This window comes from Bradyrhizobium sp. USDA 4501, from assembly GCF_054062115.1.
Map to the genome: position 1 here is coordinate 7,656,025 of NZ_JBSSEX010000001.1, position 15,736 is coordinate 7,671,760.

At 64.6% G+C, this 15,736-nt stretch carries 15 protein-coding genes; 9 read left to right on the forward strand and 6 right to left on the reverse strand.

What is annotated here, in order from left to right; genetic code table 11:
• Window positions 1–22 precede the first annotated feature (22 nt).
• Entirely contained in the window at window positions 23–715 is a 693-nt protein-coding gene (locus tag ACVWZM_RS35320) for a glutathione S-transferase C-terminal domain-containing protein (protein WP_076828417.1), read from the reverse strand.
• A 190-nt stretch (window positions 716–905) separates the two neighbouring features.
• On the opposite strand from ACVWZM_RS35320, the gene ACVWZM_RS35325 reads away from it, so the two are divergent.
• A complete protein-coding gene (locus ACVWZM_RS35325; protein ID WP_076828419.1) occupies window positions 906–1,349 on the forward strand; it encodes a YybH family protein in 444 nt (147 codons plus the stop codon).
• Between the two features lie 99 nt (window positions 1,350–1,448).
• Here the strand turns inward: ACVWZM_RS35325 and ACVWZM_RS35330 are convergent, their stop codons facing one another.
• On the reverse strand, window positions 1,449–2,687 hold the full coding sequence (locus ACVWZM_RS35330; protein ID WP_076828552.1) for an ABC transporter substrate-binding protein: 1,239 nt from the start codon (window positions 2,685–2,687) through the stop codon (window positions 1,449–1,451).
• A 244-nt stretch (window positions 2,688–2,931) separates the two neighbouring features.
• Between ACVWZM_RS35330 and ACVWZM_RS35335 the strand changes: the two genes are divergently transcribed.
• Window positions 2,932–3,660, forward strand: coding sequence for an SDR family oxidoreductase (locus ACVWZM_RS35335; protein WP_456855752.1), 729 nt, complete (start codon window positions 2,932–2,934; stop codon window positions 3,658–3,660).
• Between the two features lie 16 nt (window positions 3,661–3,676).
• Here the strand turns inward: ACVWZM_RS35335 and ACVWZM_RS35340 are convergent, their stop codons facing one another.
• On the reverse strand, window positions 3,677–4,894 hold the full coding sequence (locus ACVWZM_RS35340) for a GGDEF domain-containing protein (RefSeq protein ID WP_253623726.1): 1,218 nt from the start codon (window positions 4,892–4,894) through the stop codon (window positions 3,677–3,679).
• Between the two features lie 298 nt (window positions 4,895–5,192).
• Window positions 5,193–5,858 (reverse strand): TetR/AcrR family transcriptional regulator, encoded by a 666-nt coding sequence (locus ACVWZM_RS35345; RefSeq protein ID WP_141340023.1) that lies wholly within the window; start codon window positions 5,856–5,858, stop codon window positions 5,193–5,195.
• A gap of 267 nt (window positions 5,859–6,125) precedes the next feature.
• Between ACVWZM_RS35345 and ACVWZM_RS35350 the strand changes: the two genes are divergently transcribed.
• The 7 genes from ACVWZM_RS35350 (at window position 6,126) to cynS (ending at window position 12,971) form a co-directional block, all read left to right on the forward strand.
• Window positions 6,126–6,668 (forward strand): OsmC family protein, encoded by a 543-nt coding sequence (locus ACVWZM_RS35350; RefSeq protein WP_038385944.1) that lies wholly within the window; start codon window positions 6,126–6,128, stop codon window positions 6,666–6,668.
• A gap of 36 nt (window positions 6,669–6,704) precedes the next feature.
• Entirely contained in the window at window positions 6,705–7,856 is a 1,152-nt protein-coding gene (locus tag ACVWZM_RS35355) for an acyl-CoA dehydrogenase family protein (protein WP_200844579.1), read from the forward strand.
• Between the two features lie 125 nt (window positions 7,857–7,981).
• Window positions 7,982–8,860, forward strand: a complete 879-nt coding sequence (locus ACVWZM_RS35360) for a sulfurtransferase (protein WP_141340021.1) — start codon at window positions 7,982–7,984, stop codon at window positions 8,858–8,860.
• 106 nt (window positions 8,861–8,966) lie between these two features.
• Entirely contained in the window at window positions 8,967–10,358 is a 1,392-nt protein-coding gene (locus ACVWZM_RS35365) for a CmpA/NrtA family ABC transporter substrate-binding protein (protein WP_141340020.1), read from the forward strand.
• Window positions 10,359–10,518: 160 nt separating this feature from the next.
• Window positions 10,519–11,358 carry a nitrate ABC transporter permease gene (ntrB, locus tag ACVWZM_RS35370; protein WP_456855753.1) on the forward strand — a complete coding sequence of 280 codons (840 nt, stop codon included), beginning with the start codon at window positions 10,519–10,521 and terminating at the stop codon, window positions 11,356–11,358.
• A gap of 193 nt (window positions 11,359–11,551) precedes the next feature.
• On the forward strand, window positions 11,552–12,463 hold the full coding sequence (locus ACVWZM_RS35375) for an ABC transporter ATP-binding protein (protein ID WP_141340018.1): 912 nt from the start codon (window positions 11,552–11,554) through the stop codon (window positions 12,461–12,463).
• Between the two features lie 19 nt (window positions 12,464–12,482).
• Window positions 12,483–12,971: a cyanase gene (gene cynS / locus ACVWZM_RS35380; RefSeq protein ID WP_076828434.1), complete on the forward strand. Its 489-nt coding sequence runs from the start codon at window positions 12,483–12,485 to the stop codon at window positions 12,969–12,971.
• A 67-nt stretch (window positions 12,972–13,038) separates the two neighbouring features.
• On the opposite strand, the gene purB is transcribed toward cynS, so the two are convergent.
• On the reverse strand, window positions 13,039–14,469 hold the full coding sequence (gene purB, locus ACVWZM_RS35385) for an adenylosuccinate lyase (protein ID WP_076828436.1): 1,431 nt from the start codon (window positions 14,467–14,469) through the stop codon (window positions 13,039–13,041).
• A 281-nt stretch (window positions 14,470–14,750) separates the two neighbouring features.
• A complete protein-coding gene (locus ACVWZM_RS35390; RefSeq protein ID WP_253639470.1) occupies window positions 14,751–15,515 on the reverse strand; it encodes a hypothetical protein in 765 nt (254 codons plus the stop codon).
• Window positions 15,516–15,736 lie beyond the last annotated feature (221 nt).

Sequence of the window (15,736 nt, forward strand, 5' to 3'; positions counted from 1 at the left end):
TAGAGGTTGAGTTGGCCCGGGCTCACTTGCTCACTGCCGCGTGGATGGCGCGGCAATGTTGTACCAGGGCATCGTGCGAGACCACGAATTGCTTCAACGGCGTCTCGATGTCGTAGAAGTAGATGTTGGCCACGAAGCCATAGATGCCGGCATCGACGGTCGTCGGTTTGTCGCCATGCACATAGCCACGGCTCGGGATCAGGCTCGCCAGTGCAGCGAGATCGGCGAGCCCGCGGGCCATCGCGGCGTCGGGCTCGAAGCGGCCGATGCCCTGGTAATAATAGCGCTGCGCGTTGAACTCCTTGGCCTTCATCAAGCCGTCGTCGGTGAGGGCTGGATGCTCGCGCTTGAGCGCGTCGCGGAATTGGGGCCAATTGCGCGCGTCCTGCCAGCGCGAATAGGACATCACCCAGTAGAGATCGTCGAGCGTCCGCGTGACGAGGAGGTTGGTCGTGCGCTGCGCCGGCGTCAGCGCGGTATCCAGCGTCACGTCATATTTTCCGGTGACATAGGCGAGGATGGTCTCGCTGTCGCCGACAGTGTCGTCGCCGTCGACGACATAGGGCAATTGCTTGCGCGGTGCCTTCGATGCATCGAAAATATGTTCGTGCCGGAACGGTACGCCGGCGAGCTTCAGAAAAGCGAATACCTTCAGACCATAGCCATTGTTGTCGGCAACGCCGAACAACGGCGGATAGGAATAGAGCGTGAGCATGATGGCTCGCCACGTTCGAGGTCGCTACACGCTACCTCAGAATCCGTCGGCTGGATACGTCGGGCAGGCAGGCCCGCCTGTTGCGCCGCAACGCCTGAAACGATTGCCTACAATCCGTAGTTGATGTCTTATTGTCGTCCTCGTCCCGGGTCGGGCGATTTTTACGGACATTTTTCAGGGAGGAATTGCGATGCTGCGGACGTACTTCTCATGCCTGTTCGTGACTGCCTTTTCGCTGTCTGCAATGGCCGCCGACGGTGATCCAAAGCAGAAGGCCGAAGCGATTGCTTCCGAATATGCGGCGAGTTTCAACAAGCAGGATGGTGCGGGAATTGCCGCGCTGTTCGCGGCCGGTGGCATCCACGTCAATCCCGCGGGGCCGCGCTCCGACATTGCGGAGTTTTATCAAGGCGCCTTCAAGGCCGGGTTCGACCATGAGGAAATAACGGTGGACCAGGCATGGCCATTGGGCTCGGACATGGCGCTCGCCATCGGCGGGTATCGTCTCTCGGGCAAGAACCAAAGCGGGGCGCCTATCGAGACAGGGGGCATCTGGACAGCAACTTACGTGACCGAGGGAGGCAAGCTCAAAATTCGCTTGCTGTCGGCGATGCCCAAGCCGCCGCCGAAGTAGCAGGGGCATCCGGACGGACGATACCGCCGCGCGCTTCGGCGCGCGGCTTCGATGAAGTCTACCGGCGCAGTTCGCGCCAGCGGTGCACGCCCGGGACGATCACGCCTTCGAGATCCCGCCGTCGATCACCGGTCCCATCGGCTCGTAGCGCTCGCCGCTGAAACGCACCAGTTGCAGCTGCTCGAGCGGATAATAGTCTGATGGCGAGGTGTTGATCCGGATGCCGGGCAGCAGCATGTCGGATTCGAAATCCTTCAGGTTGGCCGCCTGCTTGATGATGCTTTCGGACGAGACGTCGTCGCCGCACTGCTTGAGCACCTGGACCAGGATCTGGCTGGTGAGATAGCCGGTGACCGCGTAGATGTCGTTCTTGGCGGCGGCCGGATCATATTTGTCGAGGAACGCGCGCCATTTCTGGATGGCGGGATCGCTGTCCCAGGCGGCGTCGACGGGATCCTTCAGGTAGGCGCTCGAAATGATTCCCTTGGAGACGTCGAAGCCCGCGGCCTTCAGCGTCGAGCCGGCGGAGGAGGCGTTGTTGCCGATGTAGTGCGCCGGCTGCCAGCCGAGCTCGGCGATCTTCTTGATGCCTTGGGCGGCGAATTTTGGTGTGGTCATGCTCATGAACACGTTGGCGCCGGCGGATTTGCAGCGGACCACCTGGCTGTCGATGGTCGGGTCGGCGGTCTCATAGGACAGCTCCGCCACGATTGCGGACGTCCTGGCGCCAAGTCCGTCCTTGAAGCCCTTCAGCACGTCGCGGCCGAAATCGTCGTTCTGGTAGACGATGCCGATTTTGGGATCGTTCTGTGTCGACAGCACATGCTGCGCGAAGGTGCGGCCCTCGATCTGGTAGCAGGGCTGGAAACCCATGGTGTAGGGGAAATTCTTGTAGTCGCCGAACTTGGTCGCGCCCGAGGCAATGAAGAGGTGCGGGACCTTCTTCTGGTTCATGTACTTCATGATCGCCGCGTTGGTCGGCGCGCCGAGCGGCGCAAACAGCACGTCGATCTCGTCGCCTTCGACCAGCTTGCGCGCCTGCTCGACAGTCTTGGCCGGGCTGTAGGCATCGTCATAGGTGATATACTTGATCATGCGGCCATTGATGCCGCCTTGCTCGTTGATCATCTTGAAATAGCCGCCGGGGGTGCGGCCGATCGACGAATAGACCGCGGCCGGTCCCGAATAGGCGTCGATGTTGCCGATGACGATCTCGGTCTTGCCCTCCGTCTTGCCTCTGGCGATCGCGGGCCTGCCGAGCAGCAGCGCGGCTGACGTGGCCGCGGCGCCCTTGATGAGATGACGGCGCGATAGCCGGGGCGAACGGTTCCTTGTCATTGCAGTCCTCCGCTTCTTCTTGTTGGCCGTTTTGGCATTATTGGCCGTTTGGCAGCCTCTGACGGGCATGTCGGCGCGCAGCATTCCACAGCGGTGCTTTGGGACTTGTGTGCAGTCGCTACCATCTGAAATTTTCGCGCGATGTCAGCCGCGGAGGCCGCGTTCCCCATCCTCGGTTACCGACATGCCGCGCCGGATTGCTATACTGCGGCGGATGTCTTGGTGATCTCAGCAGGGTGGACCGATGGCGAAAGTGTTGGAAGGCAAGGTGGCGGCCGTGACTGGGGCGGCGTCGGGGATTGGACTGGCGAGCAGCGCGGCGATGCTGGCCGCGGGGGCGCGCGTGGTGATGGTCGACCGCGATGCCGTCGCGCTGCAAGCGCTCGCCCGCAACCACGGCGATGCGGTGGTCCCGCTGGTGATCGACCTGCTCGATCCCGGGGAGTGTGCGAGCTTGCTGCCCAAGGTGCTCGAGAAGACCGGCCGGCTCGACATCCTGCACGCCAATGCCGGCATCTATGTCGGCGGCGACCTCGTCGATGCCGACACCGCGGCGATCGACCGGATGCTGAACCTGAACGTCAACGTCGTGATGAAGAACGTGCACGACGTGCTGCCGCACATGATCGCGCGCGGGACCGGCGACATCATCGTCACAAGCTCGCTCGCCGCGCATTGCCCGACGCCGTGGGAGCCGGTCTATGCGTCGTCGAAATGGGCGGTCAACTGCTTCGTGCAGACGGTGCGGCGCCAGGTGTTCAAGCACGGCATCCGCGTCGGCTCGATCTCGCCCGGGCCCGTGATCAGCGCGCTGCTGGCGGACTGGCCGCCCGAGAAGCTTGCGGAGGCCAAGGCGGCCGGAAGCCTGCTGGAGGCCAGCGAAGTCGCCGAGGTCGTGATGTTCATGCTGACCCGGCCGCGCGGCATGACCATCCGCGACGTCGTGATGCTGCCGACGAATTTCGACCTGTAACGGCGAGCGCCGCGCCTCAGGCGGCGCTGCGATCGGTGGCGGGCGCCGGGCTGTGCTGCGTGAGGCGGCGCAGTGCGGCGACATTGGTCGCGACGGAAGCCATCCGGCACCGCGCCTTGCCTTCGGATTTCGCCTCGTACAGCGCGGCGTCGGCGGACGCCAGCAGCTGTTCGGCCTCGGTGCCGTGCTCAGGCGACACCGCGATGCCGACGCTGACGCCGACCTCGGCCGAGATGCCGCCCGCGAGCTGATAGGGCATCGTGACGGTCTGGATGATGCGCTGGCCGGCCGTGAGCGCCTGTTCCGCCGTGACGCCGCTGACCAGCACCACGAACTCGTCGCCGCCGAGCCGTGCGATTACCGCGGTTTCGGGCAGCGCGCGCCGCAGCCGCTCCGCGGTCAGCATCAGCACCTGGTCGCCGGCGGCGTGGCCATAGGTGTCGTTGACCGGCTTGAAATTGTCGAGGTCGAAGAACAGCAGCGCAAAGGGCCTGCCATTCCCGGCGGGAGCCGCCAGCTTCGTGTTCAGCGCCGCGACGAAGCCGGCGCGATTGCGCAGGCCGGTCAGGGTGTCGTGATGGGCAAGATGGCCGTTCTCGCGCTCGGCGCGCATGGTGGCGATCAGCATCTTGTCGAGACGGAAGGCCGCCACCGTCATCGCCGTGAGATACAGCGGCACCTGCATGACGACGATGAAGAGCAGCGGCTCGCCGGCAAGGGCCGCGCCCGGAACAATCGGGCCGAGGCTGAGCAGGATCATGGTGCCGGCAAGGCGCGGGGCGCTGAAATTGCGGAAGCAGATGCCGCCGACCATCGCTGCCGCCGATAGCGAAGCCAGCAGCGCAACCACCCAATCGCCGCTTGCGAGGCTGATCAGGATGCCGAAGCCGACGCTGGCGCTCCAGGCGACTGCAAGCAAGAGATGCAGATCGGTCGGGGTCGGCCGCTGCTCGCGCGCGGCGCGATGCGCAACCACGAGCACGGCGAGGCGCGAGAGGCAGATGACGAGTTCGAGGACGACCCAGGTGATGAACAGCGCGGTCGGCTCGCGGATCGCAATCACGGCTGCGACTGCGACCGTATTGACCGCGCCAGCCGCAAACACCGGCAGCGAGCCGTAGAGATCCCCGATCAGCGCCGCGCGGATGTCCTCAGGTACGCCTGGTCCGGCGTCGGCGAGCCAGCGCATCACGCCCCAGCGCGGCTGGCTGTATCGTCCTTTTTCGGACTGCATTGTTCTTGCCTCGTACTTTCACCGCGCAACTGACCCGGCCGGACCTAACAGGCGTTTAAGGCCGGCGCCGATCGCGCGGCGTGATTGACGGCAGGCAAACCCGGCGGGCGATCGCGCCGCAGAAATACCGACGCCGGAGGTCGCGACGATCGGTTCGGCCGGCGGCGAGAAGGATGAAGTCTGCGCCAATGCCGGCCTTGCCAGGGTGGCGGACGCGCTGAAACAGCGCGGACGCCGCGTCGGCAGACAATCACATGTGAAAAGGGCAGAACTGCTGCGGATTGCGGCGGCCGTTGCGTTACACGGCGAGGAGCTGTTGTTCGGCCGCGCCGCCGGCGCGCTTCGGCTTCTTCGCCTTGGCCGGCGCGAACAGATTGCTGGCGGCAAGGCCCGCGGTGTCGGCGACAGCCGGATCGCACGACACCATGGCGGCGACGATGGCGCCGTCGATCAAGAGCGCGAGCTGGTGCGCAAGCACGGCCGGCTCGGCCGCGCCCATCTCGCCGGCGAGCTTCTCGATATGCGCCAGCACCACCTTCTTGTGCTTCAGCGCGATGTTGCGGAACTGCTTGGCGTCCTTGTCGTGCTCGGCGACCGCGTTGATGAAGGGGCAGCCGTAGAAGCGCTCCTCGGCGAACCAGGTCTTCAGGGCAGGGAAGATCCGCGACAGCTTGGTCTGCGGATCGCCGCCGCCGGCCTCGATCGCGCCGATGAACCATTCGCGCCACTGGCGGCCTTCGCTCTCCAGCACCGCATGCACGAGGTTGGTCTTCGAGCCGAACAGCTTGTAGAGCGTCGTCTTCGCGGTTCCGGCCTCGTCGATGATCGCATCGATGCCGGTGGCGTTGATGCCGTTCTTGCAGAACAGATGGGTTGCGGCGTTCAGCAGGCGCCCGCGCGCCGATTCATCGTCGCCGGCGGTGAACGCCGCGGCAGATTTTTTCTTCGCAAGCGATTTGGCCATGCGCGGCAGTAAATCGGAGCGCGCCGAAATCATCAAGCCGCATCTTCACGGGGGCGGGCATGTGCGCCGTCCTGCGCTCAAAATAATCGCGGCGGCGCCGCAGATGCACCGCGTTTGAGCAGCCGCGCCCTGATCAATCCGCAGGCAGCCCCGCTTAAGCGCCTGCGGGATTTCGGCTTTTGTTTTGGGGCAGGACTGGCACGCTTCGTGCAGGAAACAGACCGTTCGGTATCCTGACCAATTCCATCGCTCCCAGGGAGAAAACTGATGACCGCTGTCGCCCAGAAAACCGCACTGACCGGCTGCCTCGCGCCGATCGACAGAGGCGGGCTCGAGCAGCTGATTGCCAACGGCAAGGCCAACCCGAAGGTGATCAAGACCTTGAAGTGCAAGACGGTGGCCGAGGGCAAGTTCCGCCACGCCAACTACATCCGCAACCTCGCGCCCTACATCGTCGACGAGCCGCCGGGCCTGCTCGGCGACGACACCGCGCCCAATCCCTCCGAGGCCTCGCTCGCCGCGCTTGGCTCCTGCCTCGCTGTCGGCCTGCACGCCAACGCCGTGCATCGCGGCTGGATCGTCAACAAGCTCGAGCTCGAGCTCGAGGGCGATCTCAACATCACCGCGGTGTGGGGCACCGGCGACGTCAGCGAGAAGCCGGTCGGCTTCACCGACGTCCGCGTCAAGGTCGACATGGAGTGCGAGGGGGTCTCGCAGGCCGAGATCGACGCGCTGGTGGCGCATGTGAAGAAGTGGTCGCCGGTCGCCAACACCTTCACCCGTCCCGTCAATCTCGAGGTCAGCGCGTAAACGCCCGACCGGCAATTCAAGGTGCGGAGATCATCCATGGGTTCACTGGCTTTGTCGCGGGTCGCAGCTCAAGATCCCGCACCGACCATTGCGGACGAGGTTGCCCGCCTTGCCCGTCAGGAGCTGGCGCCGATCGCAGCCGCGGTCGATGCCGGCTCGGTCTATCCCGGCGAATTCCTGCGCCGGCTCGGCAAGGTCGGCGCCTGGAGCAGCCATGTGCCGCAGGAGGGGCCTGCCGACCTGCGCTGGGCCATCCAGTCGATGGCCGCGCTCGGCGAGGTCTGCGGCGCCACCGCCTTCATGGCGTGGTGCCAGAACACGCTGGTCTGGTACGTCGCCAATTCCACCAACATGAAGCTCGCCGCGCGCTTCGGTGACTGCTTTGCCCGCGGGCGCGCGCTCGGCGGCACCGGGCTCTCCAACCCGATGAAGAGCTTCTTCGGCATCGAGCGGCTGAAGCTGAAGGGCCGCAAGGTCGATGGCGGCTACATCGTCCGCGGTGCGCTGCCCTGGGTGTCGAACCTCGGGCCCGGCCATTACTTCGGCACGATCTTCGAGCGCGAGGACGAGGGCACCAAGGGCGAGCCGGGCGGCATCGCAAGCGGCGAGCTGGGCAGCACCGTGATGTTCCTCGCCGACTGCTCCGATCCCGCGATCACGCTGACGCCCTGCAAGCCGTTCCTGGCGATGGACGGCACCGGCACCTATGGCGTCCAGTTTCGCGACGTGTTCGTGCCGGACGAACTGATCCTGGCCGAGCCGGCTGCGCCGTTCGTCAAGAAAATCCGCGCCGGCTTCATCCTGTTGCAGGCCGGCATGGGCCTTGGGCTGATGAAGGATTGCATCAACATCATGGACGAGGTCCATGCGCCGCTCGGACACGTCAACCGCTATCTGCCGCAACAGCCGCTGCAATTCCGCGAGCTCCATGCCGAGTTCGAGAAGGAGGCGATGGCGCTGGCAAGCGACCCCTACAATGCCGATGACAGCTACTGGCGCCGCGTCGTCGCACTGCGACTGCGGATCGGCGATGCCAGCGTCGCGTTCGCGCATGCCGCGATGCTCCATTGCGGCGCGCGCGGCTACCTGATGAGCCACCGCGCCCAGCGCCGGCTGCGCGAGGCCTATTTCGTCGCCATCGTCACGCCCGCAACCAAGCAGCTGCGCAAGATGCTGGCGGACGGCTGAAGCATGATCCGGAAAAGTGGAAACCGGCTTTCCCTCGCGACAAACGCGGAACGCGTTTGCGCGGAGATCATGCTCAAACAAGTTCGGGACCACCACAACTGCAACCACAGACAGGAGAGGCTGCCATGACGGACGTTCTGATCACCGCCGGCGAACTTGCCGAGCTCGTCAAGAAAGACCCGTGTGTCATCATCGACACGCGAAATCCGGATGCCTATGCGGCCGGCCATTTGCCCGGTGCCGTCAATGTGCATGACATCTTCACCTTCCTCGCGACTTCGACGCCGGAGGGTATCCACGAGCTCAAGACAAAATTCGCCGACGCGTTCGGCGCCGCCGGTCTCTCCGGCAAGGAGACCGCGGTGATCTACGAGCAGTCGATGAATTCCGGCTTCGGTCAGTCCTGCCGCGGCTACTACCTGCTGACGATGCTGGGCTATCCCAGGATCAAGGTGCTGCATGGCGGCTTCGATGCCTGGAAAGCGGCCGACCTGGCGGTGACCACCGACGTTGCGGTGCCGGCGAAGGCCGCCTTTGCGATCGTACCGGAGGCCGGCGATATCATGATCGACGCCAAGGCGATGCTGGCGGCGGTCGGCAAGCCCGGCGTTGCGATCCTCGACGTGCGCGACGTCGACGAGTGGATCGGCGAAAGCTCCTCGCCCTATGGCAAGGATTTCTGCCCGCGCAAGGGCCGCATTCCCGGCGCGGTGTGGCTGGAATGGTACCGCATGATGAAGCCGACCGCCGAGGGCCCGCGCTTCAAGTCGAAGGACGAGATCCTGGCGGAATGCGCCACCGTCGGCATCTCGCAGACCACGCCGGTCTATCTCTACTGCTTCAAGGGCGCGCGCGCCTCGAACACCTTCCTGGCGCTGAAGAACGCCGGCGTGAAGGACGTGCGGATGTACTTCGGCTCCTGGAACGAGTGGTCGCGCGACCCGTCGCTGCCGATCGATGAGGGCTTGCCGACCGCGGCCGTCGTCACCGGCAAGGCGGCATAGAACCTGCATGTTTGTTGGTGTCCGGCGGCGCAAAACGCGGCCGGACGCCGATCAATGAACCGGATCGCGGAGTTCTCCGCGTTTCGGTGCGACAATGGGGCGCAGCATGCCGACGTCAGATGATCCCTTCGATACCGACCGCGTGCGCACGCGATCGGGTTGCGCCTGCGGCTGGCATCGCTCAGCCGCCGAGCATGAGCAGGCCGCGCGCACGCTGCGCTGCGAGCCGGTCGCCGATCTCAGCGAACAGAAGCGTTACGAAGGCATCGTCGCGTCGGCGGTGATGCGGGCGGTGTTTCCGCAGAATGTCGCGCGCCGCGCTTTCCTGAAATCGGTTGGCGCCGCGACGGCGCTCGCCGCGCTGTCACAGTTCTTCCCGCTGAAGACGGCGACAGAGGCGTTCGCCGACGCCGGACCGCCGGAGAAGAAGGACCTCAAGGTCGGCTTCATCCCGATCACCTGCGCGACCCCGATCATCATGGCGGCGCCGCTCGGCTTCTATGCCAAGCAGGGCCTCAACGTCGAGGTGGTGAAGACCGCCGGCTGGGCGGTCATTCGCGACAAGACCATCAACAAGGAATACGACGCCGCCCACATGCTGGCGCCGATGCCGATCGCGATCTCGCTCGGCCTTGGCGCCAACGCCATCCCGTTCACGGTCCCTGCGATCGAGAACATCAACGGGCAGGGCATCACGCTGGCCATGAAGCACAAGGACAGGCGCGATCCGAAGGACTGGAAGGGCATGAAGTTCGCCATTCCGTTCGACTACTCCATGCACAATTATCTGCTGCGCTATTACCTCGCCGAGCACGGGCTCGACCCGGATACCGACGTGCAGCTTCGCTCGGTGCCGCCGCCGGAGATGGTCGCCAATCTGCGCGCCGACAACATCGACGGTTTCCTCGCGCCCGACAATATCTGCCAGCGCGCGATCTATGACGGGGTCGGCTTCCTGCACATCCTCTCCAAGGAGATCTGGGACGGCCATCCCTGCTGCAGCTTTGCCGCCAGCCGCGAGTTCATCACGACAGCGCCGAATTCCTTCGCTGCGCTGACCCGCGCGATCGTGGATGCCACCGGCTACGCGGCGAAGGCCGAGAACCGCAAGCAGATCGCGGAAGCGATTGCGCCGGCCAACTACATCAACGCGCCGGTGACGGTGCTGGAGCAGGTGCTGACCGGCACCTATGCCGACGGGCTCGGTGGCGTGAAGACCGATCCGAAGCGCGTCGATTTCGATCCGTTCCCCTGGCAGTCCTTTGCGGTGTGGATGCTGACGCAGATGAAGCGCTGGGGCCAGATCAAGGGCGACGTCGACTACAAGGCGGTCGCCGAGCAGGTCTATCTCGCCACCGATACCAAGAAGGTGATGGCCGAGATGGGCCTCGCGCCACCCGCCACCTCGTACAAGTCGTTCTCGGTGATGGGCAAGAGCTTCGATCCGGCCAAGCCCGACGATTATCTCGCGAGCTTCAAGATCAGGAAATCGTCGTGAGAGAGCAAGCTTTCTCCACGATGTCGTCCCGGCGAAGGCCGGGACCCATAACCCCAACAGCCAGTGATTCGGCACGGCGTCTCCCCGCGTGCCTTATCGCGACGGCACGGCGTATGGGTCCCGGCTTTCGCCGGGACGACGGGTTGAAAGAGTGGGCGCGATGATGCTGCCCCTTCGCCTTCGCGCCGCCATCGTCTCGATCGCGCTGCTCTGCGCCTTCCTCGGCGCCTGGCACCTCGCCACCCGCGGCAGCGGCACGACGGCGGCCATGAGCCCCGAATACGCCAGGCTGATGGGGCTGACCGCGACGCAGGGCAAGTCGGCGATGCCCGGACCGCTCGATGTCGGCGCCAAGCTGTGGGAGCATCTGAAGCGGCCGTTCTACGACAATGGCCCGAACGACAAGGGGCTCGGCATCCAGCTCGCCCATTCGATCGGGCGCGTCGGGCTCGGCTATCTGATCGCGGTCGTCGTCGCGATCCCGCTCGGCTTCATGATCGGCATGTCGCCGCTGATCAGCAGGGCGCTTGATCCGTTCATCCAGGTGCTGAAGCCGATCTCGCCGCTGGCCTGGATGCCGCTCGCGCTCTACACGATCAAGGATTCCTCGATCTCGGCGATCTTTGTCATTTTCATCTGCTCGGTGTGGCCGATGCTGCTCAACACCGCGTTTGGGGTCGCGGGTGTGCGCAAGGAGTGGATCAACGTCGCGCGCACGCTCGAGGTCGGCACCATCAGGCGCGCCTTCACCGTGATCCTGCCGGCGGCGGCGCCGACGATCCTGACGGGCATGCGGATCTCGATCGGGATCGCCTGGCTCGTGATCGTCGCCGCCGAGATGCTCGTCGGCGGTACCGGCATCGGCTATTTCGTCTGGAACGAGTGGAATAACCTGTCGATCACCAATGTGATCATCGCAATCCTCTTGATCGGCCTCGTCGGCATGCTGCTCGACCAGGTGCTGGCGCGGTTCACGCGCATGGTGACGTTTCCGGAGTAGCGATGACCGACAGCCGCATTGCAGCCCCTTCACCTCGCCCCGCCTGCGGGGAGAGGTCGATTGCGAAGCGATCGGGTGAGGGGGAGTTTCCGCGAGTCTATCTGCCGCCGTGCTCGCGGAGGAAGCCCCTCCCAACCCTCTCCCGGCGAAGAGCGGGGCGAGGGAGTGCAGTCCATTCGTGGAGCTACCGCGGATGACCGACAAGTTCATTTCGATCGAGGGCATTGCGCGGCGCTATCCCGGCGCCGGCGGCGGCGTCACCACGGTGTTCGAGAATTTCTGGCTGTCGATGGCGCGCGGCGAGTTCGGCTGCGTGATCGGCCATTCCGGCTGCGGCAAGACCACGGTGCTGAACATCCTCGCCGGCCTCGACGAGCCGAGCGAGGGCACGGTGATCGTCGACGGGCAGGGGATCGAGGGCACCAGCCTCGACCGCGCTGTGATCTTCCAAAGCCATGCGCTGCTGCCGTGGCGCACCGTGTCGGGCAATGTCGCCTATGCTGTCAGCTCGAAATGGCGCAAATGGGACCGTGCGCGGGTGAAGGCGCATGCGCAGAAGTTCATCGATCTCGTCGGGCTCACCGGCTCCGAGCACAAGCATCCGTCCGAGCTCTCCGGCGGCATGAAACAGCGCGTCGGCATCGCGCGGGCGCTGTCGATCACCCCGAAGATCATGCTGATGGACGAGCCGTTCTCGGCGCTGGATGCGTTGACCCGCGGCACGCTGCAGGACGAGGTGCGGCGGATCTGCCTGGAGACCGGGCAGACCACCTTCATGATCACCCATGATGTCGATGAGGCGATCTTCCTCGCCGACAGGATATTCCTGATGACCAACGGTCCCGGCGCCGTGCTGGCCGAGATCGTCGAGAACCCGCTGCCGAAGGAGCGCGGCCGTATCGATCTGCACCGCCATCCCTATTACTATGCGCTGCGCAACCATATCGTCGATTTCCTGGTCAGCCGCAGCAAGAGCTTTGCCGCCGAGGTGACCGGTCACGATCCGCGCCACGTGCCGACGGTGCGGCCCGGCGTCGGCGAGCCCGTGATCGTCTCGCCGCCACGCGCCATCGAACTCAATCCCGCGCAGAGCGCTGCGCGCTGAAGCCCAAGGAGGAAACCTGATGAAACGCGAAGACCTCACCGAGAAGCTGCTCGACATCAAGCGCGAGAAGGGCTGGAGCTGGAAATACATCTGCGAGAAGATCGGCGGCTATTCCGATGTGCTGATCACGGGCGCGATCCTCGGCCAGATGAAATTGACAAAGCCGCAGGCGGCGAATGCCGGCGAATTGTTCGGGCTGTCGAAGGCCGAGATCGCGATGCTCAACGAGGTGCCGACGCGCGGCACCGGCACGCCGATGCCGCCGACCGATCCGCTGATCTACCGCTTCTACGAGATGGTGATGGTCAACGGCCCAGCCTGGAAGGCGCTGATCGAAGAAGAATTCGGCGACGGCATCATGTCGGCGATCGACTTCGACATGGCGCTGGAGCGCGTCGCCAATCCGAAGGGCGACCGCGTCAAGATCACCATGAGCGGCAAGTTCCTGCCGTACAAATATTACGGCGCCAGCGGCAACGTGCCTGAATACGGCTTCAAGGAAGAGTAAGGCGAGGGGGCGAATGGCGAGTAGCGAATGGATTCCTGCCCACTCGCTACTCGCACCTCACCAATCGCTACAGGATCGTGCCCGGGTTGTAGCGAGCCGCCTCAGGCTTGGCCTTGGCCAAAGCCTCGACCTGCTCGGCGAAGAAATCGACCTGGGCGCCGGCGTCGCCGGAGTTGGCGCGACCCTGGTCGAGCACGTGCTGCAGTTCGGCTGCGCTCAAGCCAAGACGCTTGTCGGCGGCGAGGCGCTGCAGCAGATCGTTCTGCACGATCTTGCCGGTGCGCAGGTCGCCGATGGCCGCGACGGCATGCTCCTTGATCGCCTCGTGGGCGCCTTCACGGCCCGCACCCTTCTTGACCGCTTCCATCATCACCGTGGTGGTCAGCAGGAAAGGCAGATAACGGTTGAGCTCGGTCTCGACGACGGCTTCGAACACCTCCATCTGGTCAAGCACCGTGAGCAAAGTTTCGAGCAGGCCATCCATGGCGAGGAAGGCATCGGGCAGCATGACGCGGCGGACGACCGAGCAGGAGACGTCGCCTTCGTTCCACTGATCGCCGGCAAGGCCTGCGGCCATCGCGAGATAGCCCTTCAGGATCACATGCAGGCCGTTGATGCGCTCGCAGGAGCGGCTGTTCATCTTGTGCGGCATCGCGGAGGAGCCGACCTGGCCCTTGGCAAAACCTTCGCTGGCGAGTTCGTGGCCTGCCATCAGGCGGATGGTCTTGGCGAAATTGCCGGGCCCGCTGGCGAGCTCGGTGAGCACGCTGACCGCACGGAAGTCGAGGCTGCGCGGATAGACCTGGCCGACGGCATCGAGGGCCTTCGGCAGGCCGAGGTGAACGAGGACGCGCTGCTCGAGCGCGCGCGCCTTGCCGGCATCTCCGTTGAACAGGGTGATCTGATCGAGACGGGTGCCGACCGCGCCCTTCAGGCCGCGGGCGGGATAGGTCTGCAGCACATTGACCAGGCTCTGATGCGCCAGCAGCATCTCCTCGCCGGACATGGCGATGCGCTTGCCGAGCGTCGTGACCTGCGCGGCCACGTTATGGGTGCGCGCGGTGAACGGGATGTCGCGCAATTGCTTCGCGCGCGTGGCAAAGCGGATGAGTGCGGCGATGCTCTTGGTCTCGATGAGCTGCAGCGCGCGGTAGACCTGCAATTGCTCGACGTTCTCGGTGAGGTCGCGGCTGGTCATGCCCTTGTGCAGGTGCTCGTGACCAGCGAGCTCGCAGAACTCCTCGATGCGCGCCTTGACGTCGTGGCGGGTGACGCGCTCCCGCTTCATGATGGAGGCCAGGTTGATCTGGTCCTTGACGCGCTCGTAGCTTTCGATCACGCCATCCGGCACCGCGATGCCGAGATCGCGCTGGGCCTTCAGCACGGCGATCCAGTAGTCGCGTTCGAGGCGGACCTTGCCTTCGCCACTCCAGATGGCGCGCATGGCGGGCGAGGCGTAACGTTCGGCGAGGACGTTGGAAATGTGATCTTGGGACATCCCGCTCTCTTGGCATTGCCTGAGACTGGCTGCAAGCCGCGACCTGCGATGAATCGTCAGGTCTGGTAACGCTCGGCCGGGCTTGCGGTGCTGGCGCCAGCATACCAGATTCAGGAAGGCGCCGCCTCGGGCAATCCGGGGCGGCGCAGGCATGCTTCGCCCCGCGTCAGAGCGAGAAGGTCACTGCGGCGGGTCCGCAGCTCAGGCCGGCCGTGTTCGGCACGGCCGTGTCGCTGGTCCAGTTGTCCTCGCCGTCGGTCGTCTTGTACAGGAACTGGCCGTTAGGCCCCTGGTGCGGGACGTACAATGTGTCGTTGAACACGACCGGCGCGGCATTGCCGAAATTGCCCGGCGTGTCGGGGACCTGGCGGTCGGCTCCCCAGCTGCCAATGCCGTCGAACCGCTTGAAGAAGAAGAGACCCGTGGGGTCGTTGAAGAACAGGTAGATCCAGTCCTTGTAGGAAGCTGCGCCCGGACCGTTCCGTGCCGGCAACCGGATTGCTTCGCCAGGTGCTGCGGTCGAAGGTCGCGTACCAGAAGCGGTTCATGTTGCCGGGTTCGCTATAGCCGGGCCCGCGGCCGAACACGTAGAGCGTGTCGCCGCGCACGACCGCGGCCGGGGTGTCGACGTTCTGGTAGGCGACGGAGATGAGATGATTGGTTCCGGATGTGTTGATCTCGGGTCCGAAGCTGGTGCCGTCGTAGGTCTTGTACATCAGGTCGGACTGGCCGGGATTCGAGTACAGCAGATAGATCAGGCCGTCATACACGGCGGCCGCCACGCCGCCGCCGACGCCGGCCATGTTGGGCACCTGGGCTGCCGCCGTCCACAGCTCGCCGTCATAGACCCTGTAATAGAGGGACTGGTTGATCGGATAGAACACATACAGGTTGGTGTTGAAGACGACGGCTGCCGGCGTGTTGCTGATCCAGGTGTTCCCCGGCATCGGGACATCGCCGCTCCAGGCCTCGCCGTTGAAGACGTTCGTAAAAAATTGCGGACTGTTTCCAACGCCCTTGTGCAGGGAAAACAACCAGCTCTTCATTTTGGAAATCCCCCACGGCGACGAGACGCCGCCTCTGATCATCGGTGTAGATTGGATCGATGTGCGCAGGATCGATTGGAATGAACTGATCGTACGCCTGCGCCCGTCGTGTTCTACGTCCGATTCACCGATGGTTGTGTGAAGCTGTTCACTCACCCTGGAGGAGGAGACCATATATGTCGTGCGCAGACTGAGAATCGCGGCCGCTCAAGGCACGCCGC

Excerpts from the sequence above, each read along its gene's own strand:
- ACVWZM_RS35320 (WP_076828417.1), bottom strand. The coding sequence starts at position 715 with ATGCTCACGCTCTATTCCTATCCGCCGTTGTTCGGCGTTGCCGACAAC.
- ACVWZM_RS35325 (WP_076828419.1), top strand. The coding sequence starts at position 906 with ATGCTGCGGACGTACTTCTCATGCCTGTTCGTGACTGCCTTTTCGCTG.
- ACVWZM_RS35330 (WP_076828552.1), bottom strand. The coding sequence starts at position 2,687 with ATGACAAGGAACCGTTCGCCCCGGCTATCGCGCCGTCATCTCATCAAG.
- ACVWZM_RS35335 (WP_456855752.1), top strand. The coding sequence starts at position 2,932 with ATGGCGAAAGTGTTGGAAGGCAAGGTGGCGGCCGTGACTGGGGCGGCG.
- ACVWZM_RS35340 (WP_253623726.1), bottom strand. The coding sequence starts at position 4,894 with ATGCAGTCCGAAAAAGGACGATACAGCCAGCCGCGCTGGGGCGTGATG.
- ACVWZM_RS35345 (WP_141340023.1), bottom strand. The coding sequence starts at position 5,858 with ATGGCCAAATCGCTTGCGAAGAAAAAATCTGCCGCGGCGTTCACCGCC.
- ACVWZM_RS35350 (WP_038385944.1), top strand. The coding sequence starts at position 6,126 with ATGACCGCTGTCGCCCAGAAAACCGCACTGACCGGCTGCCTCGCGCCG.
- ACVWZM_RS35355 (WP_200844579.1), top strand. The coding sequence starts at position 6,705 with ATGGGTTCACTGGCTTTGTCGCGGGTCGCAGCTCAAGATCCCGCACCG.
- ACVWZM_RS35360 (WP_141340021.1), top strand. The coding sequence starts at position 7,982 with ATGACGGACGTTCTGATCACCGCCGGCGAACTTGCCGAGCTCGTCAAG.
- ACVWZM_RS35365 (WP_141340020.1), top strand. The coding sequence starts at position 8,967 with ATGCCGACGTCAGATGATCCCTTCGATACCGACCGCGTGCGCACGCGA.
- ntrB (WP_456855753.1), top strand. The coding sequence starts at position 10,519 with ATGATGCTGCCCCTTCGCCTTCGCGCCGCCATCGTCTCGATCGCGCTG.
- ACVWZM_RS35375 (WP_141340018.1), top strand. The coding sequence starts at position 11,552 with ATGACCGACAAGTTCATTTCGATCGAGGGCATTGCGCGGCGCTATCCC.
- cynS (WP_076828434.1), top strand. The coding sequence starts at position 12,483 with ATGAAACGCGAAGACCTCACCGAGAAGCTGCTCGACATCAAGCGCGAG.
- purB (WP_076828436.1), bottom strand. The coding sequence starts at position 14,469 with ATGTCCCAAGATCACATTTCCAACGTCCTCGCCGAACGTTACGCCTCG.
- ACVWZM_RS35390 (WP_253639470.1), bottom strand. The coding sequence starts at position 15,515 with ATGAAGAGCTGGTTGTTTTCCCTGCACAAGGGCGTTGGAAACAGTCCG.